Annotated in this window: 25 protein-coding genes and 1 riboswitch; of the genes, 4 read left to right on the forward strand and 21 right to left on the reverse strand. The window is 59.5% G+C overall.

The window, feature by feature from the left end; all coding sequences use genetic code 11:
* Positions 1–39: 39 nt before the first annotated feature.
* Both AC6I6H_RS17655 and pth read right to left on the reverse strand, forming a co-directional pair.
* Positions 40–270, reverse strand: coding sequence for an anti-sigma-F factor Fin (locus AC6I6H_RS17655; RefSeq protein ID WP_497955316.1), 231 nt, complete (start codon positions 268–270; stop codon positions 40–42).
* A 74-nt stretch (positions 271–344) separates the two neighbouring features.
* Positions 345–905, reverse strand: a complete 561-nt coding sequence (pth, locus tag AC6I6H_RS17660; RefSeq protein WP_497955317.1) for an aminoacyl-tRNA hydrolase — start codon at positions 903–905, stop codon at positions 345–347.
* Positions 906–1,057: 152 nt separating this feature from the next.
* Here pth and AC6I6H_RS17665 point away from each other — a divergent pair, with 152 nt between their 5' ends.
* On the forward strand, positions 1,058–1,258 hold the full coding sequence (locus AC6I6H_RS17665) for a hypothetical protein (protein WP_497955318.1): 201 nt from the start codon (positions 1,058–1,060) through the stop codon (positions 1,256–1,258).
* A gap of 87 nt (positions 1,259–1,345) precedes the next feature.
* Here AC6I6H_RS17665 and AC6I6H_RS17670 read toward each other — a convergent pair whose 3' ends face one another.
* The 12 genes from AC6I6H_RS17670 to AC6I6H_RS17725 all read right to left on the reverse strand — a co-directional run bounded on the left by AC6I6H_RS17670 (position 1,346) and on the right by AC6I6H_RS17725 (position 11,160).
* Positions 1,346–1,960 carry a 50S ribosomal protein L25 gene (locus AC6I6H_RS17670; RefSeq protein ID WP_497955319.1) on the reverse strand — a complete coding sequence of 205 codons (615 nt, stop codon included), beginning with the start codon at positions 1,958–1,960 and terminating at the stop codon, positions 1,346–1,348.
* 225 nt (positions 1,961–2,185) lie between these two features.
* Positions 2,186–3,574 carry a bifunctional UDP-N-acetylglucosamine diphosphorylase/glucosamine-1-phosphate N-acetyltransferase GlmU gene (gene glmU, locus AC6I6H_RS17675; RefSeq protein ID WP_497955320.1) on the reverse strand — a complete coding sequence of 463 codons (1,389 nt, stop codon included), beginning with the start codon at positions 3,572–3,574 and terminating at the stop codon, positions 2,186–2,188.
* Positions 3,575–3,679: 105 nt separating this feature from the next.
* On the reverse strand, positions 3,680–3,964 hold the full coding sequence (gene spoVG, locus AC6I6H_RS17680; RefSeq protein WP_497955321.1) for a septation regulator SpoVG: 285 nt from the start codon (positions 3,962–3,964) through the stop codon (positions 3,680–3,682).
* A 142-nt stretch (positions 3,965–4,106) separates the two neighbouring features.
* Complete coding sequence (locus tag AC6I6H_RS17685; RefSeq protein WP_497955322.1) at positions 4,107–4,493, reverse strand: RidA family protein; 387 nt, start codon at positions 4,491–4,493, stop codon at positions 4,107–4,109.
* Entirely contained in the window at positions 4,490–5,329 is an 840-nt protein-coding gene (gene purR / locus AC6I6H_RS17690) for a pur operon repressor (protein ID WP_497955323.1), read from the reverse strand. The genes AC6I6H_RS17685 and purR overlap by 4 nt, the downstream gene beginning before the upstream one ends.
* A 122-nt stretch (positions 5,330–5,451) precedes the next feature.
* Positions 5,452–6,306, reverse strand: coding sequence for a 4-(cytidine 5'-diphospho)-2-C-methyl-D-erythritol kinase (gene ispE / locus AC6I6H_RS17695; RefSeq protein WP_497955324.1), 855 nt, complete (start codon positions 6,304–6,306; stop codon positions 5,452–5,454).
* A 186-nt stretch (positions 6,307–6,492) separates the two neighbouring features.
* Entirely contained in the window at positions 6,493–6,675 is a 183-nt protein-coding gene (locus AC6I6H_RS17700) for a small, acid-soluble spore protein, alpha/beta type (protein ID WP_497955325.1), read from the reverse strand.
* A 211-nt stretch (positions 6,676–6,886) separates the two neighbouring features.
* Positions 6,887–7,162 carry a biofilm formation stimulator Veg gene (gene veg, locus AC6I6H_RS17705; protein WP_497955326.1) on the reverse strand — a complete coding sequence of 92 codons (276 nt, stop codon included), beginning with the start codon at positions 7,160–7,162 and terminating at the stop codon, positions 6,887–6,889.
* A gap of 246 nt (positions 7,163–7,408) precedes the next feature.
* Complete coding sequence (gene yabG / locus AC6I6H_RS17710) at positions 7,409–8,317, reverse strand: sporulation peptidase YabG (protein WP_497955327.1); 909 nt, start codon at positions 8,315–8,317, stop codon at positions 7,409–7,411.
* A gap of 93 nt (positions 8,318–8,410) precedes the next feature.
* Positions 8,411–9,313 carry a 16S rRNA (adenine(1518)-N(6)/adenine(1519)-N(6))-dimethyltransferase RsmA gene (gene rsmA / locus AC6I6H_RS17715; protein WP_497955328.1) on the reverse strand — a complete coding sequence of 301 codons (903 nt, stop codon included), beginning with the start codon at positions 9,311–9,313 and terminating at the stop codon, positions 8,411–8,413.
* The gene (gene rnmV / locus AC6I6H_RS17720; protein WP_497955329.1) at positions 9,310–9,870 is read right to left on the reverse strand and encodes a ribonuclease M5; all 561 of its coding nucleotides are present in this window, start codon (positions 9,868–9,870) and stop codon (positions 9,310–9,312) included. Before rnmV ends, rsmA begins: the two co-directional genes overlap by 4 nt.
* Positions 9,871–9,987: 117 nt before the next feature.
* Positions 9,988–11,160 (reverse strand): resuscitation-promoting factor, encoded by a 1,173-nt coding sequence (locus AC6I6H_RS17725; protein WP_497955330.1) that lies wholly within the window; start codon positions 11,158–11,160, stop codon positions 9,988–9,990.
* Positions 11,161–11,410: 250 nt separating this feature from the next.
* Positions 11,411–11,587: riboswitch (cyclic di-AMP (ydaO/yuaA leader) on the reverse strand.
* A gap of 437 nt (positions 11,588–12,024) precedes the next feature.
* Between AC6I6H_RS17725 and AC6I6H_RS17730 the strand changes: the two genes are divergently transcribed.
* Together AC6I6H_RS17730 and AC6I6H_RS17735 are read left to right on the forward strand one after the other, a co-directional pair.
* Positions 12,025–12,777, forward strand: a complete 753-nt coding sequence (locus AC6I6H_RS17730) for an ABC transporter ATP-binding protein (protein WP_497955331.1) — start codon at positions 12,025–12,027, stop codon at positions 12,775–12,777.
* Positions 12,774–14,129, forward strand: coding sequence for an ABC transporter permease (locus AC6I6H_RS17735; RefSeq protein ID WP_497955332.1), 1,356 nt, complete (start codon positions 12,774–12,776; stop codon positions 14,127–14,129). The genes AC6I6H_RS17730 and AC6I6H_RS17735 overlap by 4 nt, the downstream gene beginning before the upstream one ends.
* An 81-nt stretch (positions 14,130–14,210) precedes the next feature.
* On the opposite strand, the gene AC6I6H_RS17740 is transcribed toward AC6I6H_RS17735, so the two are convergent.
* Positions 14,211–14,978 carry a TatD family hydrolase gene (locus tag AC6I6H_RS17740; RefSeq protein WP_497955333.1) on the reverse strand — a complete coding sequence of 256 codons (768 nt, stop codon included), beginning with the start codon at positions 14,976–14,978 and terminating at the stop codon, positions 14,211–14,213.
* A 138-nt stretch (positions 14,979–15,116) separates the two neighbouring features.
* Positions 15,117–16,394, reverse strand: a complete 1,278-nt coding sequence (locus AC6I6H_RS17745; protein WP_497955334.1) for an HD domain-containing protein — start codon at positions 16,392–16,394, stop codon at positions 15,117–15,119.
* 289 nt (positions 16,395–16,683) lie between these two features.
* On the opposite strand from AC6I6H_RS17745, the gene AC6I6H_RS17750 reads away from it, so the two are divergent.
* Positions 16,684–16,938, forward strand: a complete 255-nt coding sequence (locus AC6I6H_RS17750; RefSeq protein ID WP_497955335.1) for an AbrB/MazE/SpoVT family DNA-binding domain-containing protein — start codon at positions 16,684–16,686, stop codon at positions 16,936–16,938.
* A gap of 159 nt (positions 16,939–17,097) precedes the next feature.
* On the opposite strand, the gene rsmI is transcribed toward AC6I6H_RS17750, so the two are convergent.
* The 5 genes from rsmI to holB form a co-directional block, all read right to left on the reverse strand.
* Entirely contained in the window at positions 17,098–18,105 is a 1,008-nt protein-coding gene (gene rsmI / locus AC6I6H_RS17755; protein WP_497955336.1) for a 16S rRNA (cytidine(1402)-2'-O)-methyltransferase, read from the reverse strand.
* Positions 18,102–18,902: a tRNA1(Val) (adenine(37)-N6)-methyltransferase gene (locus AC6I6H_RS17760; RefSeq protein WP_497955337.1), complete on the reverse strand. Its 801-nt coding sequence runs from the start codon at positions 18,900–18,902 to the stop codon at positions 18,102–18,104. The genes rsmI and AC6I6H_RS17760 overlap by 4 nt, the downstream gene beginning before the upstream one ends.
* Positions 18,903–18,973: 71 nt before the next feature.
* Entirely contained in the window at positions 18,974–19,306 is a 333-nt protein-coding gene (yabA, locus tag AC6I6H_RS17765) for a DNA replication initiation control protein YabA (RefSeq protein WP_497955348.1), read from the reverse strand.
* Between the two features lie 59 nt (positions 19,307–19,365).
* A complete protein-coding gene (locus AC6I6H_RS17770) occupies positions 19,366–20,172 on the reverse strand; it encodes a PSP1 domain-containing protein (protein ID WP_497955338.1) in 807 nt (268 codons plus the stop codon).
* A 3-nt stretch (positions 20,173–20,175) separates the two neighbouring features.
* A complete protein-coding gene (gene holB, locus AC6I6H_RS17775; RefSeq protein ID WP_497955339.1) occupies positions 20,176–21,153 on the reverse strand; it encodes a DNA polymerase III subunit delta' in 978 nt (325 codons plus the stop codon).
* Positions 21,154–21,200: the final 47 nt, after the last annotated feature.

Consider the following 21,200-nt stretch of genomic DNA (forward strand, 5'->3'; position numbering starts at 1 on the left):
CCGGGCTTGCAGCATCGGCCTAGGTTGAAGGTCAAGCTATTACTGTAACGGATTGCCAACTAACGAAAGCTCCGGATTAGCGGCCAGCGCCTCCCGGCAAAACTCGCATACCACCTTGACGGTCATTCCGCCGTCGGGGTTATATGCTATTATATCCCGCCGTTCCCTGGGGGTCAAGAAATGCAGCCCGAGCCTGAGCTCGCTGACCGCCCCGCTTTCGAGTACGCCGATCTCGGCATGGCAGTGGCGGCAGACATAACGAATGGTCATACTGAGTCCTCCTCCCGGATGGTCCTGCCTTCAGTATGTCCCAATCCGCCGTTCTTCACTCGCGGGAATCGCCGCTAGACGTTGAATTTCGCCATCGTTTGCTCAAAGGAATGCGTCAGCCGGTATTCCATGGCTTCGCCGGTTTTGTCGAGAACGTCCGGCAGCAGCTTGGCCTCCGCCCGCGAAAATTCCCCCAGTACGTAGGGCACGATGTCGCGGCCCGGAGCGGGCCGGGAAATGCCGATGCGAATGCGGTCGAACGTCTGGGTCCCCGTATGCTGAATGATCGACTTGATGCCGTTATGGCCGCCCGCGCTCCCTTGATAGCGGAGCCTTATGCGGCCGATCTCCGTGTCGAGATCATCGTAAACGACCGTCATGTCGGCCAGGTCGGCCTTGTAAAACCGTTGAAACGCGTGCACCGCTTCCCCGGAAAGATTCATATAGGTCGCCGGCTTGATCAAGTAAACCTTCTCTCCTCCGACATTTCCTTCCCCGATCCAAGCCCTGCATTTGCTTTCCTTAAATGCGATTCCCCAGCGGGCGGCAAACCGGTCCAGCGCCATAAACCCGACATTGTGGCGGGTGGCTTCGTATTCGCGCCCGGGGTTTCCGAGGCCGACAAACCATTTCATGCTTCTTCGTCCCTTTCCAAATTCCGCCTGAATTCCGGCAAAAGCTGATTTTTTTTAAAAAATGGCCTTTTTTGGCGATACATTGGGCTTTCTGGTCTTGTCTATTTAAGTGGAGGAACATTTCGGATAAAACGGTCCCGGAGGGTGATATCATGTATGCCTTTGGCCAAAAGCTCGTGACAACCGTTCATTTTCAAGATCATCTTTCCCATCATGTGCCGATACAAATCTATGAAAGAGGCGAGCATCGGGACATCGGCTTCGTCCAGCAGTGCACCCCCTATTATATCAAAATGAATGGCGTTCTCTACAACCGGCGCAAATTCACGTTCATCTCCCGGCCCGGGTACTGAAAAGCGCAAAAAGGCCGCTTCGCGGGGAAGCGGCCTTGCGCATGGCGGCAGTTGGCTTTCCGGGCGCCGACCGGCGGCGGAAAGGCGTTATTCGGCGGCAGCCTCTCCGGCTTCCGCATCGGCCTCGCCCGCAGGCTCGGCTTCTTCTTCCTTCTGCGGAGCCACGACGGTGGCGATGACGTCCGTCGGCTCGGTCAGCAGCTCGACGCCTTCGGGAATCGTCAGCGCGGAGACAAGAACATTGTCACCCACCTGTAGCGAAGTGATGTCGACGGCCAGCGAAGCCGGCAAAGCCGAGGGCAGGCAGCGCACCTCCACTTCATGCGTTTCGACGGTCAAAATGCCGCCCGCCTTCACGCCTTCGGAAGTGCCCGCAAGCTCGACCGGAACCGTGGAACGGACCGGTTCGTTCATGTTGATCTGGTGAAAATCGACATGAAGCACCTTGCCCGACATTTTATCCCGTTGGATCTCATTGATCATCACCGGGTGCTTACCCAGCTGCGCAATCTCCAGTTGGATGACGCCGTGGGGATTTGTCTTCAAAATGGACGCAAGCTCTTTTTCCGGAATGGAGATCGCTTCGCCCGTCATAATTTTTTTGCCGTACACCGCTGCCGGAACACGGCCGCCGTTCCTTAACCCGTTCAGGTAGGAGCGGGTGTTCTCTGTTCGGATTTCTGCGTTCAATTGTAGGGACACGCCAAAAACCTCCTTAAACCATCCGGCCTTGACGCACGGGGCGCCTTTCGGTTCGGACGAGAGAATTAGGTGACTACCTATTAAGTTACCCAATTCAAGGAGAGCTGAAACGGACAAGCGCCTTCTTCCCTCCTGCGGCAACGCTGCCGTGCGGGAAAAAGGCGCTTCTTTTGCGGCAAGGCTCTGCGGCCTGCCCGGTCCGCTTGCGCGCGGTGCGCATGCAGATTATTCGCTGTGCTGTTTCTTGAGCCGCGCCCGCAGGCGGCTGGCATAGCCGGGTTTGTTCGACTGGTGCTCCCGCGCGATGGCGAGGGCGTCGTCCTCGACATCCTTGGTAATCGTCGAGCCGGCCACAACAAACGCGCCGCGGCCGATTTTGACCGGAGCGATCAAATTGACATTGCTGCCGACGAAAGCGCCGTCGCCGATTTCGGTCGTAAACTTGTTGTAGCCGTCATAGTTGACGGTTATGGAGCCGCAGCCCATGTTGACGTTCTTTCCGATGACGGCGTCGCCGACATAGCTGAGATGCGAAACCTTGCTGCCGTCCCCGAGGGTGGCATTTTTGATTTCGACAAAATCGCCAACCTTCGCTTTTTCGCCCAGCTTGGCGCCGGGGCGCAGATAAGCGTACGGGCCGACCGTCGCCTCGCGGCCGACTACGGCGTTCACCAGAACCGCGTGCTTGACGGACACGCCGTCCGCGATCTCGCTGCCGTCGATGTCCGCATACGGCCCGACCACGCAATCCTCCCCGATCACCGTACGGCCTTTCAGCACGCAGCCGGGCAAAATGCGCGTATCCGCGCCGATTTGAACCTCCGCTTCAATGTAGGTCGAAGCCGGGTCCTGAATCGTCACGCCGTTCAGCATATGGGCGCGGTTGATGCGGCGGCGCATGATTTCCTCGGCCTCCGACAGCGCGGCCCGGTCGTTGACGCCGATCGCCTCGGTCTCGTCCGGGGTCAGATACGCCGTCACCTTGTCGCCCTGAGCCCGCAAAATGCCGATGACATCCGTCAAATAGTATTCCTGCTGGGCGTTCTGGTTGGTGACGTTCCCGAGTGCCTGGAACAGCTTCCGGTTGTCAAAGCAGTAGATGCCGGTATTGATTTCCCGGATCTCGGCCTGCTCCGGCGTGCAATCCTTCTGCTCAATAATTTCCGCCAGCTCGCCCTGGCCGTCCCGTACAATCCGTCCGTAGCCGGTCGGATCAGGCAGCTCGGCTGTCAGAACGGCGGCCGCCGCTCCTCCGTCCGCAACCAGCCGGAGCATCGCCCGCAGGCTTTGCTCTTTGATCAGCGGCGTGTCGCCGTACAAAACGAGCGTAAGCCCTTCTTCCTTTTCCAGCAGCTCGCGCGCACGCAGCACCGCGTGCCCCGTACCGAGCTGTTGTTCCTGCAGCACATATTCGGCGCGGTCGCCCAGGTAGCCTTTGACCGCCTCCGCTCCATGACCCACCACGACAATACGTCGGTCGCATTCCATCTTTTCCAGAAGTCCCGTCACATGCCCGACCATCGGGACGCCGCAGACGGGATGAAGCACTTTGTATAATTTCGATTTCATCCGTTTGCCCTGCCCGGCGGCCAAAACGATTCCATAAATCCGCAAGCTGACCACTCCCACTTGTTATCGATCCCCCCCACTATAGCCGAAAAAAGCGCAAAAGAAAAGAGAGCCGGGCGCTTGGCCAGGCTCTCGCTGAAGAATGAGCCCTCAGGCTCCTTCTTCGATCGCTTCTTCTTCAACGGCTGCGTTGTCGTACTCGGCGAGCACGGCGGCTTGGATCTTCTCGCGGGTTGCCGACGAGATCGGGTGTGCGATATCGCGGAACTCGCCGTCCGGCGTGCGCTTGCTCGGCATGGCGACAAACATGCCGTTATTGCCGTCAATGACACGGATGTCATGGACAACGAACTCGTTGTCAATCGTAATGGAAGCGATTGCTTTCATTCTTCCTTCCGAGTTGACGCGGCGGAGTCTTACGTCTGTGATTTGCATCTTGGGTTCACCACCTTTTTCCACAAAAACGACTTGGTATATAATTCCACGCGGAAATCATAATTCCTTCTGTGTTTTTAGGAAAAAACCCAATTTTTAAACCTTTTTTATGGGAAAATTCAATAAAAAGAAATATGTTCCATCATTCGACAGGAAGCGCGGCGATCAGTTCGATTTCGACCCGTGCGCCTTTGGGAAGAGCGGCAACCTGAACGGTCGAGCGGGCCGGCTTGTGGTCCCCGAACTGCTCGGCGTAGAGGGCGTTAACCGCCGCAAACTCCGCCATGTCCTGCAGAAACACCGTCGCCTTTACCGTATCGGCCAGCGTCGCCCCCGCCTCGGCCAGAATCGCCTTCAGGTTGGCGAACACCTGGCGCGTTTCCGCTTCGATGCCGCCGGAAACGAATTCCCCGTCCGGGGTCAGGGCGATCTGTCCCGAAGTAAACAGCAGATTGCCGTAACGCACAGCCTGGGAATAAGGCCCGATGGCCGCCGGCGCCTTTTCGGTCGCTACGAGTTCCGGTTTCATGAATGAATCGCCTCCGCATTCGTAAAATAGTTGCCGGGAACCACCGTCGCCCGTTTGGTCTTTAGATCGATTTCGGTGATACGCGCCAGCGAAACGTAATCGGAGATCAGATGCTCCTCCGCGTCTCCCGACTCCACAAAAACGCCGGCTCCGGCCACCTCGGCCCGGAATTCGGCGAGCAGGTCCTTCATCCCCTGGATCGTTCCCCCCGCATGCATGAAATCGTCAATAATCAGAACGCGGGCGTTTTCTTTCAGGGAACGCCGTCCGAGCGACATCGTGTGGATTTTCTTGGCCGAGCCCGACACGTAATTGATGCTGACGGCGGAGCCCTCGACGATGCTGTGGTCGCGGCGGACGATAATGACCGGCAGGTTCAAAAAATGGGCGGTCGCATAGGCGAGCGGAATTCCCTTCGTCTCCACCGTCATGACGGCGTCGGCTTCCTTTTCCGCGAAGATGGAAGCGAACGTCCGCCCGATGTCGTTCACGGTGCTCGGCTCGCCAAGCAGGTCCGACATAAACATATAGCCGCCCGGAAGAATCCGGTCGGGTTGTCCCAATTCCCGGCAAACGTCCTGAATGAACGCCAAAGAACGCTCCTTAGGCACTTTGGGAATAAAACGGACGCCGCCGGCCGCCCCCGCCATGGTCTGGAGATCGCCGAGCCCCTCGCTCAGAAAAACCTCTTTGATGATGGCGAGATCCTCGCTGATGGAGGATTTGGCCGAATTATATCGTTCCGCAAAGGTCGTCAATGGAATCAATGAATGCGGCCGGTTGAGCAAATATTGCGTCATTTCCACCAGCCGTTCGCTGCGCTTGAGCTTCTTCATCCTGCACCCCTAGCAAAAACCCGAATATTTTATCTCAATATACCATTTTTATACGTATTTTATCAAGGAAAATACACTATCTAAGGTTTTACACGGTCGGTTTTTCCCGGGAACTCAAGAACTCAAGTCAGCAATCGAACGGCATAGACTTCCTTGCAAAAGCCGCGCAGCCCGTTGTAGATCCGGGCGGCTTTCGTTTCCTTGGCGGCCAGTCCGAAAACGGTCGGCCCGCTGCCGGACATGAGCACGCCGTCCGCGCCCAGCTTCAGCATGCATTCCTTCAGCCGGCGTACCTCGGGATACAGCTCCAGCGTCACTTCCTCCAGCACATTGCCCAGCCCCCCGCACAACGCGGAAAAGTCCTTTGTCCGAATCGCCTCCAGCACGGCCGGCGTGTCCGGATGCCGCCGGATTTCCGCCGCCCTCAGCTTGCCGTAAATCTCCGACGTGGACACATTGATCGGCGGCTTGGCCAGCACCACCCACGCCTGCGGCGGAGAATCGAGCGGTTCCAGCCGTTCCCCTCGTCCAGTGGCCAGCGCGGTGCCTCCGCGCACGCAAAAGGGCACGTCCGATCCGAGCTCGGCCCCGAGCTCCATCAGCTCCTCCTGCGGGAGGCCGAGCCCCCACAGCCGGTTCAAGCCGCGCAGAGCCGCGGCGGCGTCGCTGCTGCCCCCCGCCAATCCGGCGGCGACGGGGATTTTCTTGTCCAGGTGCAGGTAAACGCCTTTGCGCACCCCGTACCGCTCTTTCATCAGCTTGGCCGCCTGAAAGGCCAGGTTCTTCTCGTCCAGCGGTATGTAGCCGGCCTGGCTGGAGAGAATGATCGCATCCCGGGCCAGCTCCCGAAGCTCCAGCCGATCCGCCAGATCGACCATCGTCATCACCATTTCCACTTCGTGATAGCCGTCCGGTCTCTTATATAAAACGTCCAAGGAAAGGTTGATCTTGGCTGGCGCCTTTTCCAACACTCTCATAAACGCACCCGCTTCCCGGTATCCTCTAACTGCGCCGAGCCCCTTTCGGGCCCGGCATTCGACTCGATAATGATACCACAAACGAAAGCAGGCATGAAGCACGCTGAAAAGCCGTTCCGGCGCGCTTCGCACGGCGGAACGGCCTTCGAGAGAACGCGGCGCCGGTGCGGGCCGCGAAGACGGCGGTTACCGCCCTTTGCGGGCAGCCTGCTCCGCCAGCTGAATGGCGCGTTTCACCATGTTGCCCGCATCCTTCGTGGTGATGCCGCCCCATCCTTCCTTGTCGACGGTATCGGCAAACCCGAGATCCCGAGCCAGCTCGTATTTTAATTCCTCGGACATCATACCGCCCCGACGTCTTCTGCTCACGCGGACCGCCTCCTTATGAGAGTCGGGAGATCCTGCGCGCCTGCCGCAGCCCTCCCGTCTCCTTAGGATGCGAATAAGGCGGCGAAAAAAAACACTCGCTCCCCCAAGTCTCTCCGCGGTCGGTCTCGGCGGCTCCGGGAAGGAGACCGGGCGGGGGCCTGTATAAAACAAACGCGGCGGCTTCCGGGGAAGCCGCCGCATGACCATGAGGTTAGTGACTCAAATAACTGATGCGAAATTGCTCTTCATTCTGACAAACCGTCACTTCGACGGATTCCGTCAGAATATCCGCGTAGCTGTAGGACACCCGCTTAAACGAGTGCTGCTCCTCGTCCAATTTGACGATAAACACAGAAGGGTAGGTCTCTTCCAAAACACCGGAACGTTCAATGGTCTTGCGTCGGCCGCCGTTCGCCCGCAACATAATTTTTTGCCCGACGTGAGGCTCCAGACTGCGTTTGATTTCCAATAGCGCGTTTTTAGCCATTAGCTCCAACCACCTCTTTCCATCTGTTTATTATAACAGACACAGAGGTGTTTGTCAAATTAAACAAAATATTATAGCAGCAGGCCAATCTCGTTGTCAACGGTAGAAAAGCACAGATTTTGAAAATTATCCACGAGGCGTTTTCGCCGTGAAACGCCACGATTCGCGCCGAAGGCGGGGCCGGCGGACGCCCCGCGCTGCGCCGCGTTTCCAAAACGGTTTACGGATACGGCCTCGTGCTCCGCTTCAGCGCTTTGTCCTCTCCGCCCGCCTTGCGGAGACTTCGGCCAGACTTGCCCCCGCTTCCTTCCATCTGCCGTAAGGAATGCCGATCCGGTAGCAGCCCCGCGTCTCCACCCCTCCGACCCCGTCCAGGCCGCTCAACGTGCCGCTTAGCACGTCGGCAAGCTGCACGGTTTCCCGGATGGGGGTATACGCTACCTTGGAGGCGATGTAAAGCGGGTCCAGCGCGTGGATCAGCACCCGCTTCGGGGAGCTGGCGAAGTTCGCTCCGGCATGCAGCAGGGCCTCAAAGTGCGACTGGCAGGCCCCGGCGACGATAATCAGCCCGTCGCGGCTCCGATCGAACTGCCGGGCTGCCCGCACGGCGCTCACAAAATTGCGCGAATTTTTATAGCTGGCCAGGCTTTGAATATCCTGCTCGGTGCGGTTTTTGACAATCCCGTCGTGTCCCGTAATGACCACGATATCCGGCATGACCTGCGGAAGCAGCTGCTTGACGGCATTTGCCATCTCGGACTCGGCCACATGGTAGCCCGCCACCGGCACCCGAAGCTCTTTGTAGAGATTCAGACTTTTGAACAGGTACTGGCTGTCGCCGTCCAGATGCAGGACCTTCCCCGGCACCTCGAAAAAGGCGGAGCCGCTCCTTTGGGCGGAACGGGTGTCCTGCTCCATATGCTCTTTGCGAAACCGGTCAAACCGCCGGATCGAGCGTTTGACAAGGCGCGCTTCTTCGGCCTCGTTCCGCTGCAAACGGTCCTGTCCGGCCGGGCGCAGATCCGCTTGCGGCGCGTCCGCAAGCAGACGGGCGCTGACGCCCTTCAGCAGCACCCGATCCCCCATAATATGGCGGACCGCAAACAATACGTCTCCGCCGTAAGAATAGCGAACCACCAGATCCCCGAGCCGCATCCCGCATCCCTCCCCCATCATCCTATGGAGACGGATGCGGTTTGGTGTGCGTTCGCCCGCAGGCGGCTATCCCGCGCCTTCGCGGGGATGCCGTCAGGCTCCGGAGATTCCCGCTTCCCGCATCGCTTCGGACAGGCGTGCGAATTCCGCAAGCGACAGCGTTTCCCCGCGGCGCCCCGGGTCGATTCCGACTCCCTCCAGCACGCGGTTCATCTCCTCCCGCTTGTCCTTGCCGAAAAACCGCGCCAGCAGGTTGTTGGCGAGCGTCTTGCGCCGCTGGGCAAAAGCGGCCTGCACCACGGAAAAGAAAAAGGCTTCGTCGCTCACGCGCACCGCCGGCTCCTTTCGCAGGGAGAGGCGGATAACCGCCGAATCCACCTGCGGCTGCGGGATAAACACCGTATGCGGTACAATGGCGACCGTTTCCGCCTGGCAGTAATACTGCACCGCCACGCTGAGGCTCCCGTAATCCTTCGTTCCGGGCGAGGCAGCCATCCGGTCGGCCACCTCCTTCTGGATCATGACCACAATGTGCTCCAGCGGCAGCTTTTCCTCCAGCAGCTTCATGATGATCGGCGTCGTGACGTAGTAAGGCAGGTTGGCCACCACGCTGACGCCGCTGCATCCGGCGAATTTGCTCTCCATCAGGCCGGCAAGCTCCAGCTTCAGAACATCGCCGTGCACAACGGACACGTTGCCGTAAGGGGCCAGCGTCTCGCCCAGCACCGGCAGCAGCCGCTGGTCGATTTCCACCGCCAGGACTTGTCCGGCCGTTCGGGCCAGCTGCTCGGTCAACGCGCCGATGCCCGGGCCGATTTCCAGTACGCCTTTGGTTTTGTCGAGCCCCGCCGCGCCCACGATTTTGTTCAAAATGTTGGTATCCACCAAAAAGTTCTGCCCCAGGCTTTTTTTCATCGCAATTCCGTATTTGCGCACGATTTCGCGCGTTCTCCCCGGCGTGGCGATATCGGGCAGACGCGTCTCCCGTTCGTTCATGGCTGTCCCTCTTTTCCGTTCTCGGTTTCCAGCATCCGGACCGCTTCGGCAAATTCCGCAAAGCCGATCCGGAACATGCGGCAGCGGTTGTAAAACTGCTTTCCGTTCGCGTAGCCGATGCCCAACCGGTTGCCGACGGCAAGCCTCCGGGCCGCGGCTTGGGGATGCACGATCAGGCCGGCGTCCATCAGATCGTCCCAGGTAATTTCCGATTCGCCTGCGCCCCAGTCGCTTTTGACGTTGGCCAGCGCCTGACGGATTGCTTCCGGGGAGGCGTTCTCCACGCCGATGTCCCCTTTGCGCGTCGCTTCCTCCTGGGTCAGAAACGCGTGCTTGCAGCCCGGCACCCTGGCGCCGATCAGCTTGCGCAGGCGCTCGCCGGCATGGTCCGGGTCGGTGAAGACGATGACGCCGCGTGCGGCCTGGGCCCGCTCGATCATCCGGTATACGGTCTCGTTGATGGCCGAGCCGCCCGTTTCAATCGTCTCCGCGTCCACGGCGCGCTTGATGGCTACCGTGTCGTCCTTCCCCTCTACTACAATGATTTCCTTAATCAAGCCCAATCCCTCCACGTAACGGGAAAAAGTTGCGAAAAGCCGCGAAAAGGAGAGGCGAATGCCTCTCCTTTGGTTAAAAATACTATATCAGATGAATGGGATTCCGCGCAACCGCGCTTATTCGGCGGTCGGCTTCTTCGGCCCGATGACATATACCGTGTAGCCTCGCTTGAGCCCGAACTGCTGGGCGTACGCTTCGCTGTCGTAATAAACGTCGATTTTGTTGCCCTTGACCGCGCTGCCGGTATCCTCGGCGCGGCGGTAGCCGATTCCTTCGATATACACCCACCAGCCGAGCGGAATGACGCCCGGATCGACCGCAATGGTGCGGCCCTCGGTCACTTTGGTGCCGGTACGGGTGATGCCGAAGCCGCTGTCTCCCGGGCTTTTGCCGGTAGACGGAGCGTGGGCGGAATAAGCCGTCAAGGTAACGTTGCTGATAAGCTTCTTATAGCTGACGGGCACACCGTCCTTCACGACAGTCTGCGTCTTTGCTTTCGATGCCGTTTGTGCCGCAGGTTTCTTCGTTTCGGGCTTGGCGGCCAGCGTAACCACCGGTTTTTTGGTCCCGACTGCGACGATCTTGTTCACGCTCTTGGCGGCGACCGCTTCGGAAATCGTACTCTCCTTGACCAGCTTGCCGTCTTCAAAAACGCGCTCCTTGGTAATGACCTTGCTTCCGGCTTTCCCCTCCTGGAGGGTCTGCTGCTTGCCTTTCAGCAGTTTGTCGTCATTCTGGGTGGTCACCTTAAAGGCAATCGGAACGACCTGCTTGGTCTGCTCCTTCGTAACCCGGACGATCTGGATTGCTGCGTGGTCGGTTAGTGTTTCGTTCAATGCGAGGGATAATTTGTCGTCCGTATTGACGGTGATGCGCGCCTCCCGGAGCGCCGCGTCCACCGTTTTTTCAACCGTGTGGAACAAACGGGTCTTTCCGTCTGCCGTTACCGTAAAGCTCCGTGCCCGGGTCAGCTCGATCCGGTCGCCGTGCTTCAATTTGGCGTCGAGCGGCTGGGACAGCTTGTCATAGCTGCCTACCGTTACGCCTTGATCCTCCAACACATGCTGCACAGTTAGTCCGTGCGTTTTGACTTCCATCTCCTGGCCGTCTACAACAAGCGCAATCGTTTTGTTGTAGGTGCCGTTCAGCAACATGAAAAACATAATGGTCACCGTTAAAGTGAACAACGCGAGAAATGTATACCTGCGCAGGTTTTCATGCTTCCAACGCAATGCGAAGGACATGCTGGATGATCGTTTTACATGGGGATTCAAATTCGTGTCTCCCACTTCTTCGGTCCTCCTTGAGAGCCTCGCCATCGACTGTTATGCATGATTCCATCTGACGTGACTAGGGATTTTGGTGTTCGCTCATCACTGGCGCCAATTTCCGTTTTCAGCCTGCCGGTCTCACGGCCCGTGTGTAACGCCTTCACCTCGCTTTCTCGAAAACTTATCCATTTGAGTCTCTTAGGACCTCGGAACACAAAAAAGCCCTAAGAAGAGGAACTTCTCGGAGCAAAAAAACACCCGCCCGATCAATACCTCTCTCTTCACGCTTACGAGGTTAGCTGACGGATTCGGGCGCGAGAGTCGCCCTACGGAGAGCTAAAATCCTCCCCGATTCACCCCTAAACCTGCAGGCTGCCGGTTGCTTACCCCGGCCGTCCGCTTGCGGTTCCCCCGTTTCCCAAATGGAACTCAGCGATAATTTGGAAAATTGGCATGGTAATATTAAGTTATCCTGAATGTATATTACGCCCTGCGTCTGCACATGTAAAGGGCGGCCGTCCCGGAATAAACAGCAAAAAAAAGGCATACTCAGCCAAAATCCGCAAATGGCCGAATAAACCTTGCCTGTTTCTCCTTATATCGGGCTCTAGCCCACCATTTTCTCACGATTTCAGAGTTTCTTTGCTTCCAAGCCCTACAAGTTTATAATAAAATGGAACAAATCCTTCACTTATACAACGCACGAACAGCCCCAAAAGTTGCACCGGTTTGGAAAGATTTTTACGATTTTTTGAAGACCGGTCCAGCCTCCTTGCAACCGCTTTTAGGCGGGAAGGATTGCTTTCTATTCGGACGGGCTTCCCCGGCACGGAAGCGCCGCTTTGCGGCGGTGCCGGACGCCTGTCTTTTCGGCGGTGAACCATGGAAACGATTTTGGAAGTGGAAGGCCTCTTTGGCGGTTACCTCTACAACAAACCGGTAATCCGCGACCTGACCTTTACGGTCGGCAAAGGGGAGATGGTCGGCCTGATCGGGCTGAACGGCGCAGGCAAAAGCACGGCCATCAAGCACATTCTCGGGCTGATGGAGCCCCAGCGCGGCGCGGTGCGCGTTCGCGGCGCCGGGCTGCGCGACAACCCCGAAGCCTACCGGTCGTCGTTTGCGTTCGTCCCGGAAAGCCCGGAGCTGTACGACGAGCTGACCATCCGGGAGCACCTGGAATTGACGGCCCGCGTCTACGGCCTCGACCGGACGGCTTTTGAAACACGGACTTCGGAGCTGATGAAGCGGTTCCGCATGGAGGAAAAAGCGGACAGCTTTCCGATGCATCTTTCCAAGGGCATGCGGCAAAAGGTGATGCTGATGAACGCTTTTCTGATCGAAGCGCCGCTTTACATCATCGACGAGCCATTCCTCGGGCTCGACCCGCTTGGCATCCGCTCCCTGCTGGAGCTGATGGATTCGTTCAAGAAGAAGGGGGCGAGCTTCCTTATCAGCTCGCACATTCTCTCCACCTTGGAGCGGTACTGCGACCGCTACGTCGTGCTGCAGCGCGGCGAAATCGCCGCCAAGGGCACGCTGGCCGACGTCCGCGCGGCGTCCGGCGCTCCGGCGGAAGCGGACCTCGACGACGTGTTCTTCCGGCTGGTCGGCGAAGGAGGCGGCGTGTTATGACAAGCGGCAACGGCCCGGGGCCCGGGCAAACGCCGCAGGGCCGGCCGGCGGGGGCCGGCGGCGGCGCGGGCGGGCAGCCGCCGGGAGGACAGGGCCGCACGTCCGGCGGCGCGGCGGGGGCCGACGGCGGGTTGAACGGCGCAGGCCTCTGGAGCGGGCGGCGGGCCCGCGCCCTGCGCGAGACGCTGCCGTACTGGATGGACGTCCTGCGGAGCGGCGCGGGCATGTTGCTCGCGCTGGCGCTCCTGACGGCCATCCCCGCCTACGGCTGGGCACTCGACCGGATGCCGCCCGGCTTCCCCTGGCGGCGAATCGCTGTGCCGGTGCTGGCGCTGGCGCTCGGCTGGACGCCGGTCCGCACGTTCCTGCAGGAAGCGGACCGCGTCTTCCTGCTGCCGGCGGAGGCGCGCATGGCCGCCTACCTCCGCCGCGCAGCGCGCGCCGCCTTCACGCGGCAGGCGCTGCTCGCGGCCGCCGCCGTCGTGGCGCTGTGGCCGCTTTACCTGCGCGCGGCCGGACCGGCGGCCATGGCGATCGCCTGGCCGCTGCTGCTCGCCGCGGCGGCGAAAGCCGCGGCTGTCGCCGCCGCCGTGCGCGAGCCGCGCCTCGTGCGCCCGGCCCAGCGGCGGGCGGCGGCTGCCGCGCGCTGGCTCACCGCCGCCGCGGCCGCGTACGCGCTGTGGCGCTTCGGCCCGGCCTGGGCGGCTGCGGCGCTCGCGGCGGGCGCGCTTGCGACGGCAGCGCTGCTCGCGGCGGGCCCGGCCCAGCGCTTCCCGTGGCTCGCGCTGATCGAGCGCGAGCGGAAGCAAAAGGCCCGCGTCTACGCCTTCCTGGGCTGGTTCACGGACGTACCCGGCCAAGGAGGCGTCATCCGGCGGCGAAGCGGGATCGCCTCCTTCGCGGAACGCATCGCGTTCACCCGGGAAAAAGCGATCCTGTACCTCTACGCCAAAACCTACACGCGCCGCGAGCCTTTCGCCATCGCGCTCCGGCTGACGCTGCTCGGGGCCGTGCTGATCGCGCTGTTCCGGCATCCGTACGCGCAGACCCTCTTTTATGCCCTGGTGCTGTTTATGACCGGGCTGCAGACAGCGGCGGTCGGCAGCTATCACCGCTACACGTCCTGGCTGTACCTCTATCCGACGCAGCCGGGAGCGGGCAAACGGGCGGCGTCGCGCATCCTGACCGTTTCGTTAACGGCGCAGGCGCTCCTGCTTTCGGCGGTTTTGGCTGCTGCGGGCTACGGACTGCTTCCGGCGCTGATCGCCTTCTTCGCCGGGGCGGCCTATGCGGCCGCCTACGGGCTTTCCGTCCTGAAACGCAAAGAACGGGCTTCCGGTTACGCAAAGTGATCTTTGCGTACGGAAGCCCGCTTTTTTCCGGGCTGCTTCTGCTTGCACAGTATGCCCTTTCCGCCTTTTCCGGCGGAGGCTTTACGTCAGCCCAAGAAGCCGGACCGCGTTATCGGTGGTGATCCGGGCGATCTCCTCCACGGTCATCCCGCGGATCTCCGCCGCCGCTTCTGCGACCAGCCGGACGTGCGCCGACTCATTGCGTTTCCCGCGAAACGGATGCGGGGTCAGGTAGGGGCTGTCCGTTTCGATCAGCAGCCGGTCGAGCGGCACCTGCGCCAGCACTTCCTTCGGCTGGCGGGCGTTCTTGAAGGTGACCGGCCCGCCGAAGGAAATGTGGAAGCCCAGGTCGAGGCACTGCTTCGCCGTTTCCCAGCTGCCCGAATAACAGTGCATGATGCCGCCGACCTCGGCGGCTTTTTCTTCCTTGAGCACCTGCACGACGTCATGATGGGCGTCCCGGTTGTGTATGACGATCGGTTTGCCGACCTTCCGGGCCAGGCGGACCTGCTCGCGGAAAACGCGGTCCTGCACGTCCTTGGGCGACGTATCCCAGTAATAATCCAGCCCGATCTCCCCGATGGCCACCACCTTCGGATGGCCGCACAGCTCCTCAATCCACTCCAGATCGCCGGGCAGCATGTCCTTCGCGTCCTGCGGATGCCAGCCCACCGCCGTCCAGATAAAATCATAGTCCTCCGCCAGTTGAAGCGACGTCGGAATCGTTTCCCGGTTAAAGCCGATATTGACAATCCGCGTCACGCCGGCCTCGCGGGCGCGGGCGATCGTCTCCTCGCGGTCTTCGTCGAATTCCGGCGCGTTGAGATGCGCATGTGTGTCCGTCAGCATAGCTTCGTCCCCTTTCGCTATTCATTTTACCCGTTTCCGGCCGGTTCGACAGCCATTTTCGGGGAATACGCGCAGGGTGCGCCGTTTTATTCCGGCTCGCCAAGCTTGCTTCGGCGCCGCGCCGTCATTCGGACGGGATCATCCCAGCTCCAGAAACCGGCGAACGTCCTCGGGCAGCCCCTCAAAGGCCAGTACCTCTTGCGGAAAATACAGATGATTAATCCCCGCGTGAACGCCGCTGATCGAACGGACGATTTCCGAGCGCCGCGAAATTTCCTCCAGCTTGCCGTCCTTGCCGAGCAGCAGAATCGGCAGCTTCTCGTCGTTTTCCCCGGGCCGGTAAACGTCGTAAGGCAAATCCGACGGGAAGTCCGCTTTCAGGTAATAATCCGGGTGCCAGCCCGCTTCCGCAACCGCCGCTTTTACCCGCTCCATGAAGGGAGCGGACAAACCTTCCGCGGGCACGTACCGGAGCAGCTTGCGATACAGGAAGCGGCGGCTCAAGTCGGCCAAAACGGCGTCCGGCTCCTGCATCCATTGGGAAAACACCGCCTGCATAACGGCCTCGTCGAGCCCCAGGTAATCCTCGACCCCCAGCTTCCCCTCCAGCAGCCGCTCCAGAGGCGGCAAAAGAAAACCGAAAGCGTATCCTTCTTCATAAAGCACCTTGGCCCGAAGCAAAATATGCGTCAGCAAAATTTCCGCGCTTCGCGTCACCGGATGAAAATAAATCTGCCAATACATCTGATAACGCGACATGAGATAATCCTCCACCGCATGCATGCCGCTTTCCTTGACGACAATGCCCGTCCGGAGCGGACGCATCACCCGCAAAATCCGGTCGAGGTCGAAGGTGCCGTAATTGACGCCGGTGAAATACGCATCCCGCAGCAGATAATCCATCCGGTCGGCATCCAGCTGGCTGGAGATGAGGCTTACCGCGACCGGGTTGGCGTGCGTTTTGCAGATGACGCCGGCCACCTGCTCGGGAAAGTCCGGCGCGACCCTTTTCAGCACGCTGTTTACTTCCGTCGGGCCGAGGATAATGCGGCAGGACCAATCCTCGTGGTTCATCCCGAACGTCTTTTCCATGGAATGCGAGAAAGGCCCGTGGCCGACATCGTGCAGGAGGGCGGCGCACAGGCAGAGCATCCGCTCCTCGTGCGTCCACTCTCCGTATCCCCCGCGTTCAAATTGCGAGAGCACCCGGCGCGTAATTTCATAGACGCCGAGCGAATGGGAGAAGCGGCTGTGCTCCGCCCCGTGAAAAGTCAAATAGGAGGTGCCGAGCTGGCGGATCCGCCGCAGCCGCTGAAACTCCCGGGAATTGACGAGATCCCAAATCACCTTGTCCTGCACGTAAATATACCGGTGCACCGGGTCTTTGAATACCTTTTCTTCCTGAAGACGTTCCATCTTTTTCCTCCCCCTTATTCGACATTTACCCGCGATTCTGTCGATTAATGTCGAATCTATTCTTCCAACTATAATAAGGCCTTATGAAAACGTAATATTTTCTAGATAGCCCGAAAAACCGCATAGAAACAATGTTTTTCGAATGTTTAAATTTCTTTATTATTTTTCAGAAAATTACCCGATAATTCCGGTTGACTGTTATGGGAATGGTTGGTATTATATTTAAGAGTTTCATGTCGAATTATGACGATGATCTATTGATCTATTTAAACCGGAGGGATGATTGTATATGATGAAATCGACAGGCATTGTGAGAAAAGTAGACGAACTTGGACGCGTAGTTATTCCGATCGAGCTTCGCCGCACGCTGGGCATCGGCGAGAAAGACGCCCTTGAAATTTATGTGGACGGCGAGCGCATCATGCTCAAGAAATACGAGCCCGCTTGCATTTTCTGCGGCAATGCCGAGAACGTTACTTACTTTAAAGGAAAAATTGTGTGCAACAGCTGCATTTCCGATATGCCGGAACCGGTGACAAAGTAACAAACCTATAGTATAATAGAGGAAATCCCATTTTGTTATTTATAACCTTTCTATATCTCCTTACTCCCCGAGTTTTGCGGAACGGCAACCGCAAAGTCGGGGAGCTTTTTTTTGTCTTCTCCCCGTCCTCCGCTGCACCACCGCTGCCTTTCCTTGCCGCTACAGCAGCTCCCGGTATATATCCCGCTTGGAAACGCCCCGGTCGGCCGCCGCCTTCTTCATGGCTTCCTTTCGTTCCGCCCCCTGCTCCAAATACCGGTCCACATGCTCCCGCACCGTCAGCCCGTTCCACCAGCCGTCTTCCTGCTCTTCCATCCAGCGGGCCGATCCGCCCGAATCCGCGTCGGCCCCCGCACCGGCTTGTCCTTCCATTCCCTGGGCTCCCGGGCTCTCTCCGCCGGCTTCGGCATCGCCCGCCTCGCCGCTGCCCGGTCCGCTTCCTCCGGTCCTGCGACCGGCGGCTTGACGTCCTTCGACAGCCAGAACATACTCGCCAAGGGGAGGATGCTCTTCCAGAAAGGCGGCAAGCTCGCCGAGCGTGCCGCGCGCGGCCTCCTCGTGCCGCTTGGTCAGCTCGCGGATCAGCGCGGCGCGGCGTTCGCCGAATACTTCGCGCATGGCCTGCACCGTTTTGACGACCCGGTGAGGGGATTCATAGAACAGAAGCGTAGCCGGCACCGTCCGCAGGGCCGCCAGCTCCTCCTGGAGCTTTTTCTTGCCTCGCGGCGGGAAGCCGACAAACAGGAATTGCTCCGTGGGCAGCCCGGACATGACGAGCGCCGACAACGCGGCGTTCGGCCCCGGCACCGGAATAACCGGAAGGCCCGCCTCGATGGCCTCCCGGGCCAGGTCCGCTCCCGGATCGGAAATGGCCGGCATGCCGGCGTCGGATACAAGCGCGATGCGCTTCCCCTCTGTCATCAGCCGGACCAGCTCGCGGCCGCTGGCCGCCTTGTTGTGCTCGTGATAGCTCACCAGGCGGCCGCTTATCTCGTAATGGGCAAGCAGCTTGCGCGTCTGCCTCGTGTCCTCGGCGGCGATGAGGTCGGCTTCGCGCAGGATGCGGACGGCCCGGTAGGTCATGTCCTCCAGGTTGCCGATCGGCGTGCCGACCAGGTAGAGGGCTCCGCCCTCCGCCGGTCCTTCAAAGCTCTTTTGCAGGTTCATGCTCCGTCCTCCCCGCTTGCCCCGGGCGCTTCCGCCGCAGCGGCTGCGTCTGCGCCAAAATAAATCTCCCTCAATTCGTCACAATAGTCCGTTTTGTTCTTATAGACCATCAGCGGCGGCAGCAGCCGCAGGTCGGGCTTGCCGTCCCGGATGCCTTCCACCAGCACCATGTTCGCTTCCTCTCCCGCACGCGGATGCACGAAGCGAAGCCGCTTCGGCTCCAGCCGATACTGCCGCATCAGCCCCAGCAGATCGGTCAGCCGGGAGGGCCGGTGCACTATCGCCGCCTTGCCTCCCGCTTTGGTCAGGCGGGCGCAGGCTGCGACGACATCCTCCAGCGTACAGTGGATTTCGTGCCGTGCGGCGGCAAAATGCGGATTTCCGTTCTGCTCTCCGGCCACCACCGGCAAATACGGCGGATTCACCGTCACCAGGTCAAACCGGCCGTAGCCGAGCTCCCGGTGGGCATCCTTCAGGTCCATGTTCATAATGGTGACCCGTTCCTCCAGCCCGTTCATCCGGACGCTTCTCGCCGCCATATCCGCGAGACGCTCCTGAAGCTCCACCCCCCAGACGGCAGCCTTGGTCCGGGCCGTCAGCAAAAGGGGAATCACGCCGTTTCCGGTGCACAAATCAAGAATGCGCCCTTTCGGGGGCGCGGAGCAAAACCGGGACAGCAGCACCGCATCCATCGAAAAGGAAAACACCTCGTCGCTTTGTATGATCCCCAGGTTGTTGCGGAGCAGGTCGTCCACCCGCTCCCCCGGACGCAGCTCCGATTCCAGCCTTCTGTTCATGCTCATCCTCCGTCATTCCGCTTCCGGACATTCCAAAAAACCGCGGGGACCGTTGCCCCCGCGGCGGTTGCTTACTTATTTAAGAACGACAAGCAGAACAAGCAGTCGCCCTCGGTTCGGAGATGCCCGAAATACACGTTGCAAATATGAAACCCTTCATTATATAAGCGCGTCAGGTTATCGTGTCCTGTGCCGACCGCGGCGGCTTTGTCCGCCGGCTCCGCTTCTTTGGCGGCTTCGCTTTTTTTGAGAAGCGAACGAAGCTGGCTGTTCTCCGCCTGAAGCCGGTTGTTCTCTTCCAGGAGGTAAACGATTTTTTGCTTCAGCATGCCGAGATCGGCGTACGTCAAGCCCATTTTGTCTTCGATTTGTTCCAGTTGAAGGAAAATGTCTTTCTTGTCCACCGCTTCACCCCAACGTTCCGGTAAGTTCTTCGCGAACCCTTCAATCGGCCCCGCGGTCGTCACTCCTGCTCCGCCACATCGTCGGCGGGCAGCTCCATTACCTTGTTGTTCAGGTCGAAAATTTGCACCCGGACGGTCCGCTCGCCTGAGTTCAGGCTCAGCACCTTGCCGAGTCCGTACGAGGTCAACACATGCTTTCCGGGCTTCGGAAGCTCCGTCTTGACGCTTTCGTAATTATCATGCTCATATTTCAGGCAGCACATCAATCTTCCGCACAGGCCCGAGATCTTGGTCGGGTTGAGCGACAGGTTCTGGTCCTTCGCCATCTTGATCGACACCGGCTCGAAGTCGCCGAGGAACGACGAGCAGCAAAGGATCCGCCCGCACGGCCCGATGCCGCCGAGCAGCTTGGCTTCGTCGCGCACGCCGATCTGGCGGAGCTCGATACGCGTCCGGAAGACGCTTGCCAGGTCTTTGACCAGCTCGCGGAAATCGACGCGGCCGTCCGCCGTGAAATAGAAAATGATCTTGTTGCGGTCAAAGGTATATTCCACGTCAATCAGCTTCATTTTCAAATCGTGGTCCCTGATTTTGACCTGGCATATATGAAACGCTTCGCCTGCCGCCTTGCGGTTTCCTTCCACCAGGGAGGCATCGTTCGCGTCCGCGATCCGAATGACTTTCTTCAGAGGCAATACGACATCATCCTCAGGCACGTCCCGCTTTCCGATCACAACCTTGCCGTACTCCAGTCCTCTCGCCGTATCGACGATAACGCTCTGGTCTTTCTCGACGGGAAGCTCGTGGGGATCGAAATAAAACACTTTGCCGGCCCGCTTGAAACGCACCCCTACTACACAATACAAAGCCTAGCCCCCTTGCATATCCATGATCAACTTTTCCACCGCTAGCTGCGGGTTGACATGGTATCTTAACCGTTTCCGGGTTTCCGCCACCAACTCGATCGCCGCAACCCAATACGGCAGCTCGCGGGAAAACGCCTTCTCGGACATCCATTCCGTCTGGTCGACAAATACGATCCGTTCCTTCTGGCCGCATTGCAGCAAAATCATATCTTTTAGCCACAGCATCCACAAATCCAGAACGGTTTCCAGCCGCTCCGCCAGTTCTCCCTTCAGGAGCTTCTGCTGGGCGGTCAGCATCGCATCGGGAAAACGCGTCAGCGTTTCCTTAGCCAATTGTACCATCGCGCTTCGCGCTTCGGCAAACCATTCCGTACGGGCCAATTCCCCGGCCGCTTCGCTTCCGGCCGCCAGCCGGGCGGCGGGGCGGGCCAGCGCTGCGCTTATGCCTTCCTCCGTGAGCCGCCGGGCCATTGCCTCCGGGTCCTCCGGGACGAACGGCACCAGCTGCGTCCGCGACTGGATCGTCGGGAGCAAGGCTTGTCCGTTGTCGGTAATCAAAACTGCCGTAACGCGCGCCGCCGGCTCCTCCAAAAATTTCAGCAGGCTGTTGGCGGCCTGGACGGTCATTTTTTCCGCTTCTTCAATTATATATAGCTTCGGCCGCTCCTGCGAGGACCGATAGGCGAATTCCTTTTGCAGGCCGCGGATCTGCTCGATCTTGATCGTTGTTCCGTCGGGCGCAACCCGCTTGAAATCCGGATGGTTGCCGTGCAGCACCCGGCGGCATTCGACACATTCGCCGCAGGCGTCATCGCCGCCTTGCACGCAGAACACCGCCTGGGCCAGCGTCAAGGCCAGCTTGCGTTTGCCGGTGCCTGCCGGGCCGCTGAACAGATAGGCATGGGACAGCTTTCCTGTTCTCAGCCCGTTCTGCAAAATGCGCTTGGCGCGTTCCTGGCCCGCAAACGATTGAAACGACATGATGAGATCCCTTCTTTCCGCACGGGAGGGCGGCGCTGCCGAGGCTG

Source organism: Gorillibacterium sp. sgz306347, assembly GCF_059735245.1.

Excerpts from the sequence above, each read along its gene's own strand:
- ispE (WP_497955324.1), bottom strand. The coding sequence starts at position 6,306 with ATGAGAGTGTTGGAAAAGGCGCCAGCCAAGATCAACCTTTCCTTGGAC.
- rsmI (WP_497955336.1), bottom strand. The coding sequence starts at position 18,105 with ATGAACCTGCAAAAGAGCTTTGAAGGACCGGCGGAGGGCGGAGCCCTC.
- AC6I6H_RS17685 (WP_497955322.1), bottom strand. The coding sequence starts at position 4,493 with ATGAAACCGGAACTCGTAGCGACCGAAAAGGCGCCGGCGGCCATCGGG.
- AC6I6H_RS17730 (WP_497955331.1), top strand. The coding sequence starts at position 12,025 with ATGGAAACGATTTTGGAAGTGGAAGGCCTCTTTGGCGGTTACCTCTAC.
- AC6I6H_RS17735 (WP_497955332.1), top strand. The coding sequence starts at position 12,774 with ATGACAAGCGGCAACGGCCCGGGGCCCGGGCAAACGCCGCAGGGCCGG.
- AC6I6H_RS17745 (WP_497955334.1), bottom strand. The coding sequence starts at position 16,394 with ATGGAACGTCTTCAGGAAGAAAAGGTATTCAAAGACCCGGTGCACCGG.
- spoVG (WP_497955321.1), bottom strand. The coding sequence starts at position 3,964 with ATGCAAATCACAGACGTAAGACTCCGCCGCGTCAACTCGGAAGGAAGA.
- AC6I6H_RS17655 (WP_497955316.1), bottom strand. The coding sequence starts at position 270 with ATGACCATTCGTTATGTCTGCCGCCACTGCCATGCCGAGATCGGCGTA.
- holB (WP_497955339.1), bottom strand. The coding sequence starts at position 21,153 with ATGTCGTTTCAATCGTTTGCGGGCCAGGAACGCGCCAAGCGCATTTTG.
- AC6I6H_RS17665 (WP_497955318.1), top strand. The coding sequence starts at position 1,058 with ATGTATGCCTTTGGCCAAAAGCTCGTGACAACCGTTCATTTTCAAGAT.
- AC6I6H_RS17750 (WP_497955335.1), top strand. The coding sequence starts at position 16,684 with ATGATGAAATCGACAGGCATTGTGAGAAAAGTAGACGAACTTGGACGC.
- veg (WP_497955326.1), bottom strand. The coding sequence starts at position 7,162 with ATGGCTAAAAACGCGCTATTGGAAATCAAACGCAGTCTGGAGCCTCAC.
- purR (WP_497955323.1), bottom strand. The coding sequence starts at position 5,329 with ATGAAGAAGCTCAAGCGCAGCGAACGGCTGGTGGAAATGACGCAATAT.
- rsmA (WP_497955328.1), bottom strand. The coding sequence starts at position 9,313 with ATGAACGAACGGGAGACGCGTCTGCCCGATATCGCCACGCCGGGGAGA.
- pth (WP_497955317.1), bottom strand. The coding sequence starts at position 905 with ATGAAATGGTTTGTCGGCCTCGGAAACCCCGGGCGCGAATACGAAGCC.
- yabG (WP_497955327.1), bottom strand. The coding sequence starts at position 8,317 with ATGCGGCTCGGGGATCTGGTGGTTCGCTATTCTTACGGCGGAGACGTA.
- AC6I6H_RS17740 (WP_497955333.1), bottom strand. The coding sequence starts at position 14,978 with ATGCTGACGGACACACATGCGCATCTCAACGCGCCGGAATTCGACGAA.
- AC6I6H_RS17760 (WP_497955337.1), bottom strand. The coding sequence starts at position 18,902 with ATGAACAGAAGGCTGGAATCGGAGCTGCGTCCGGGGGAGCGGGTGGAC.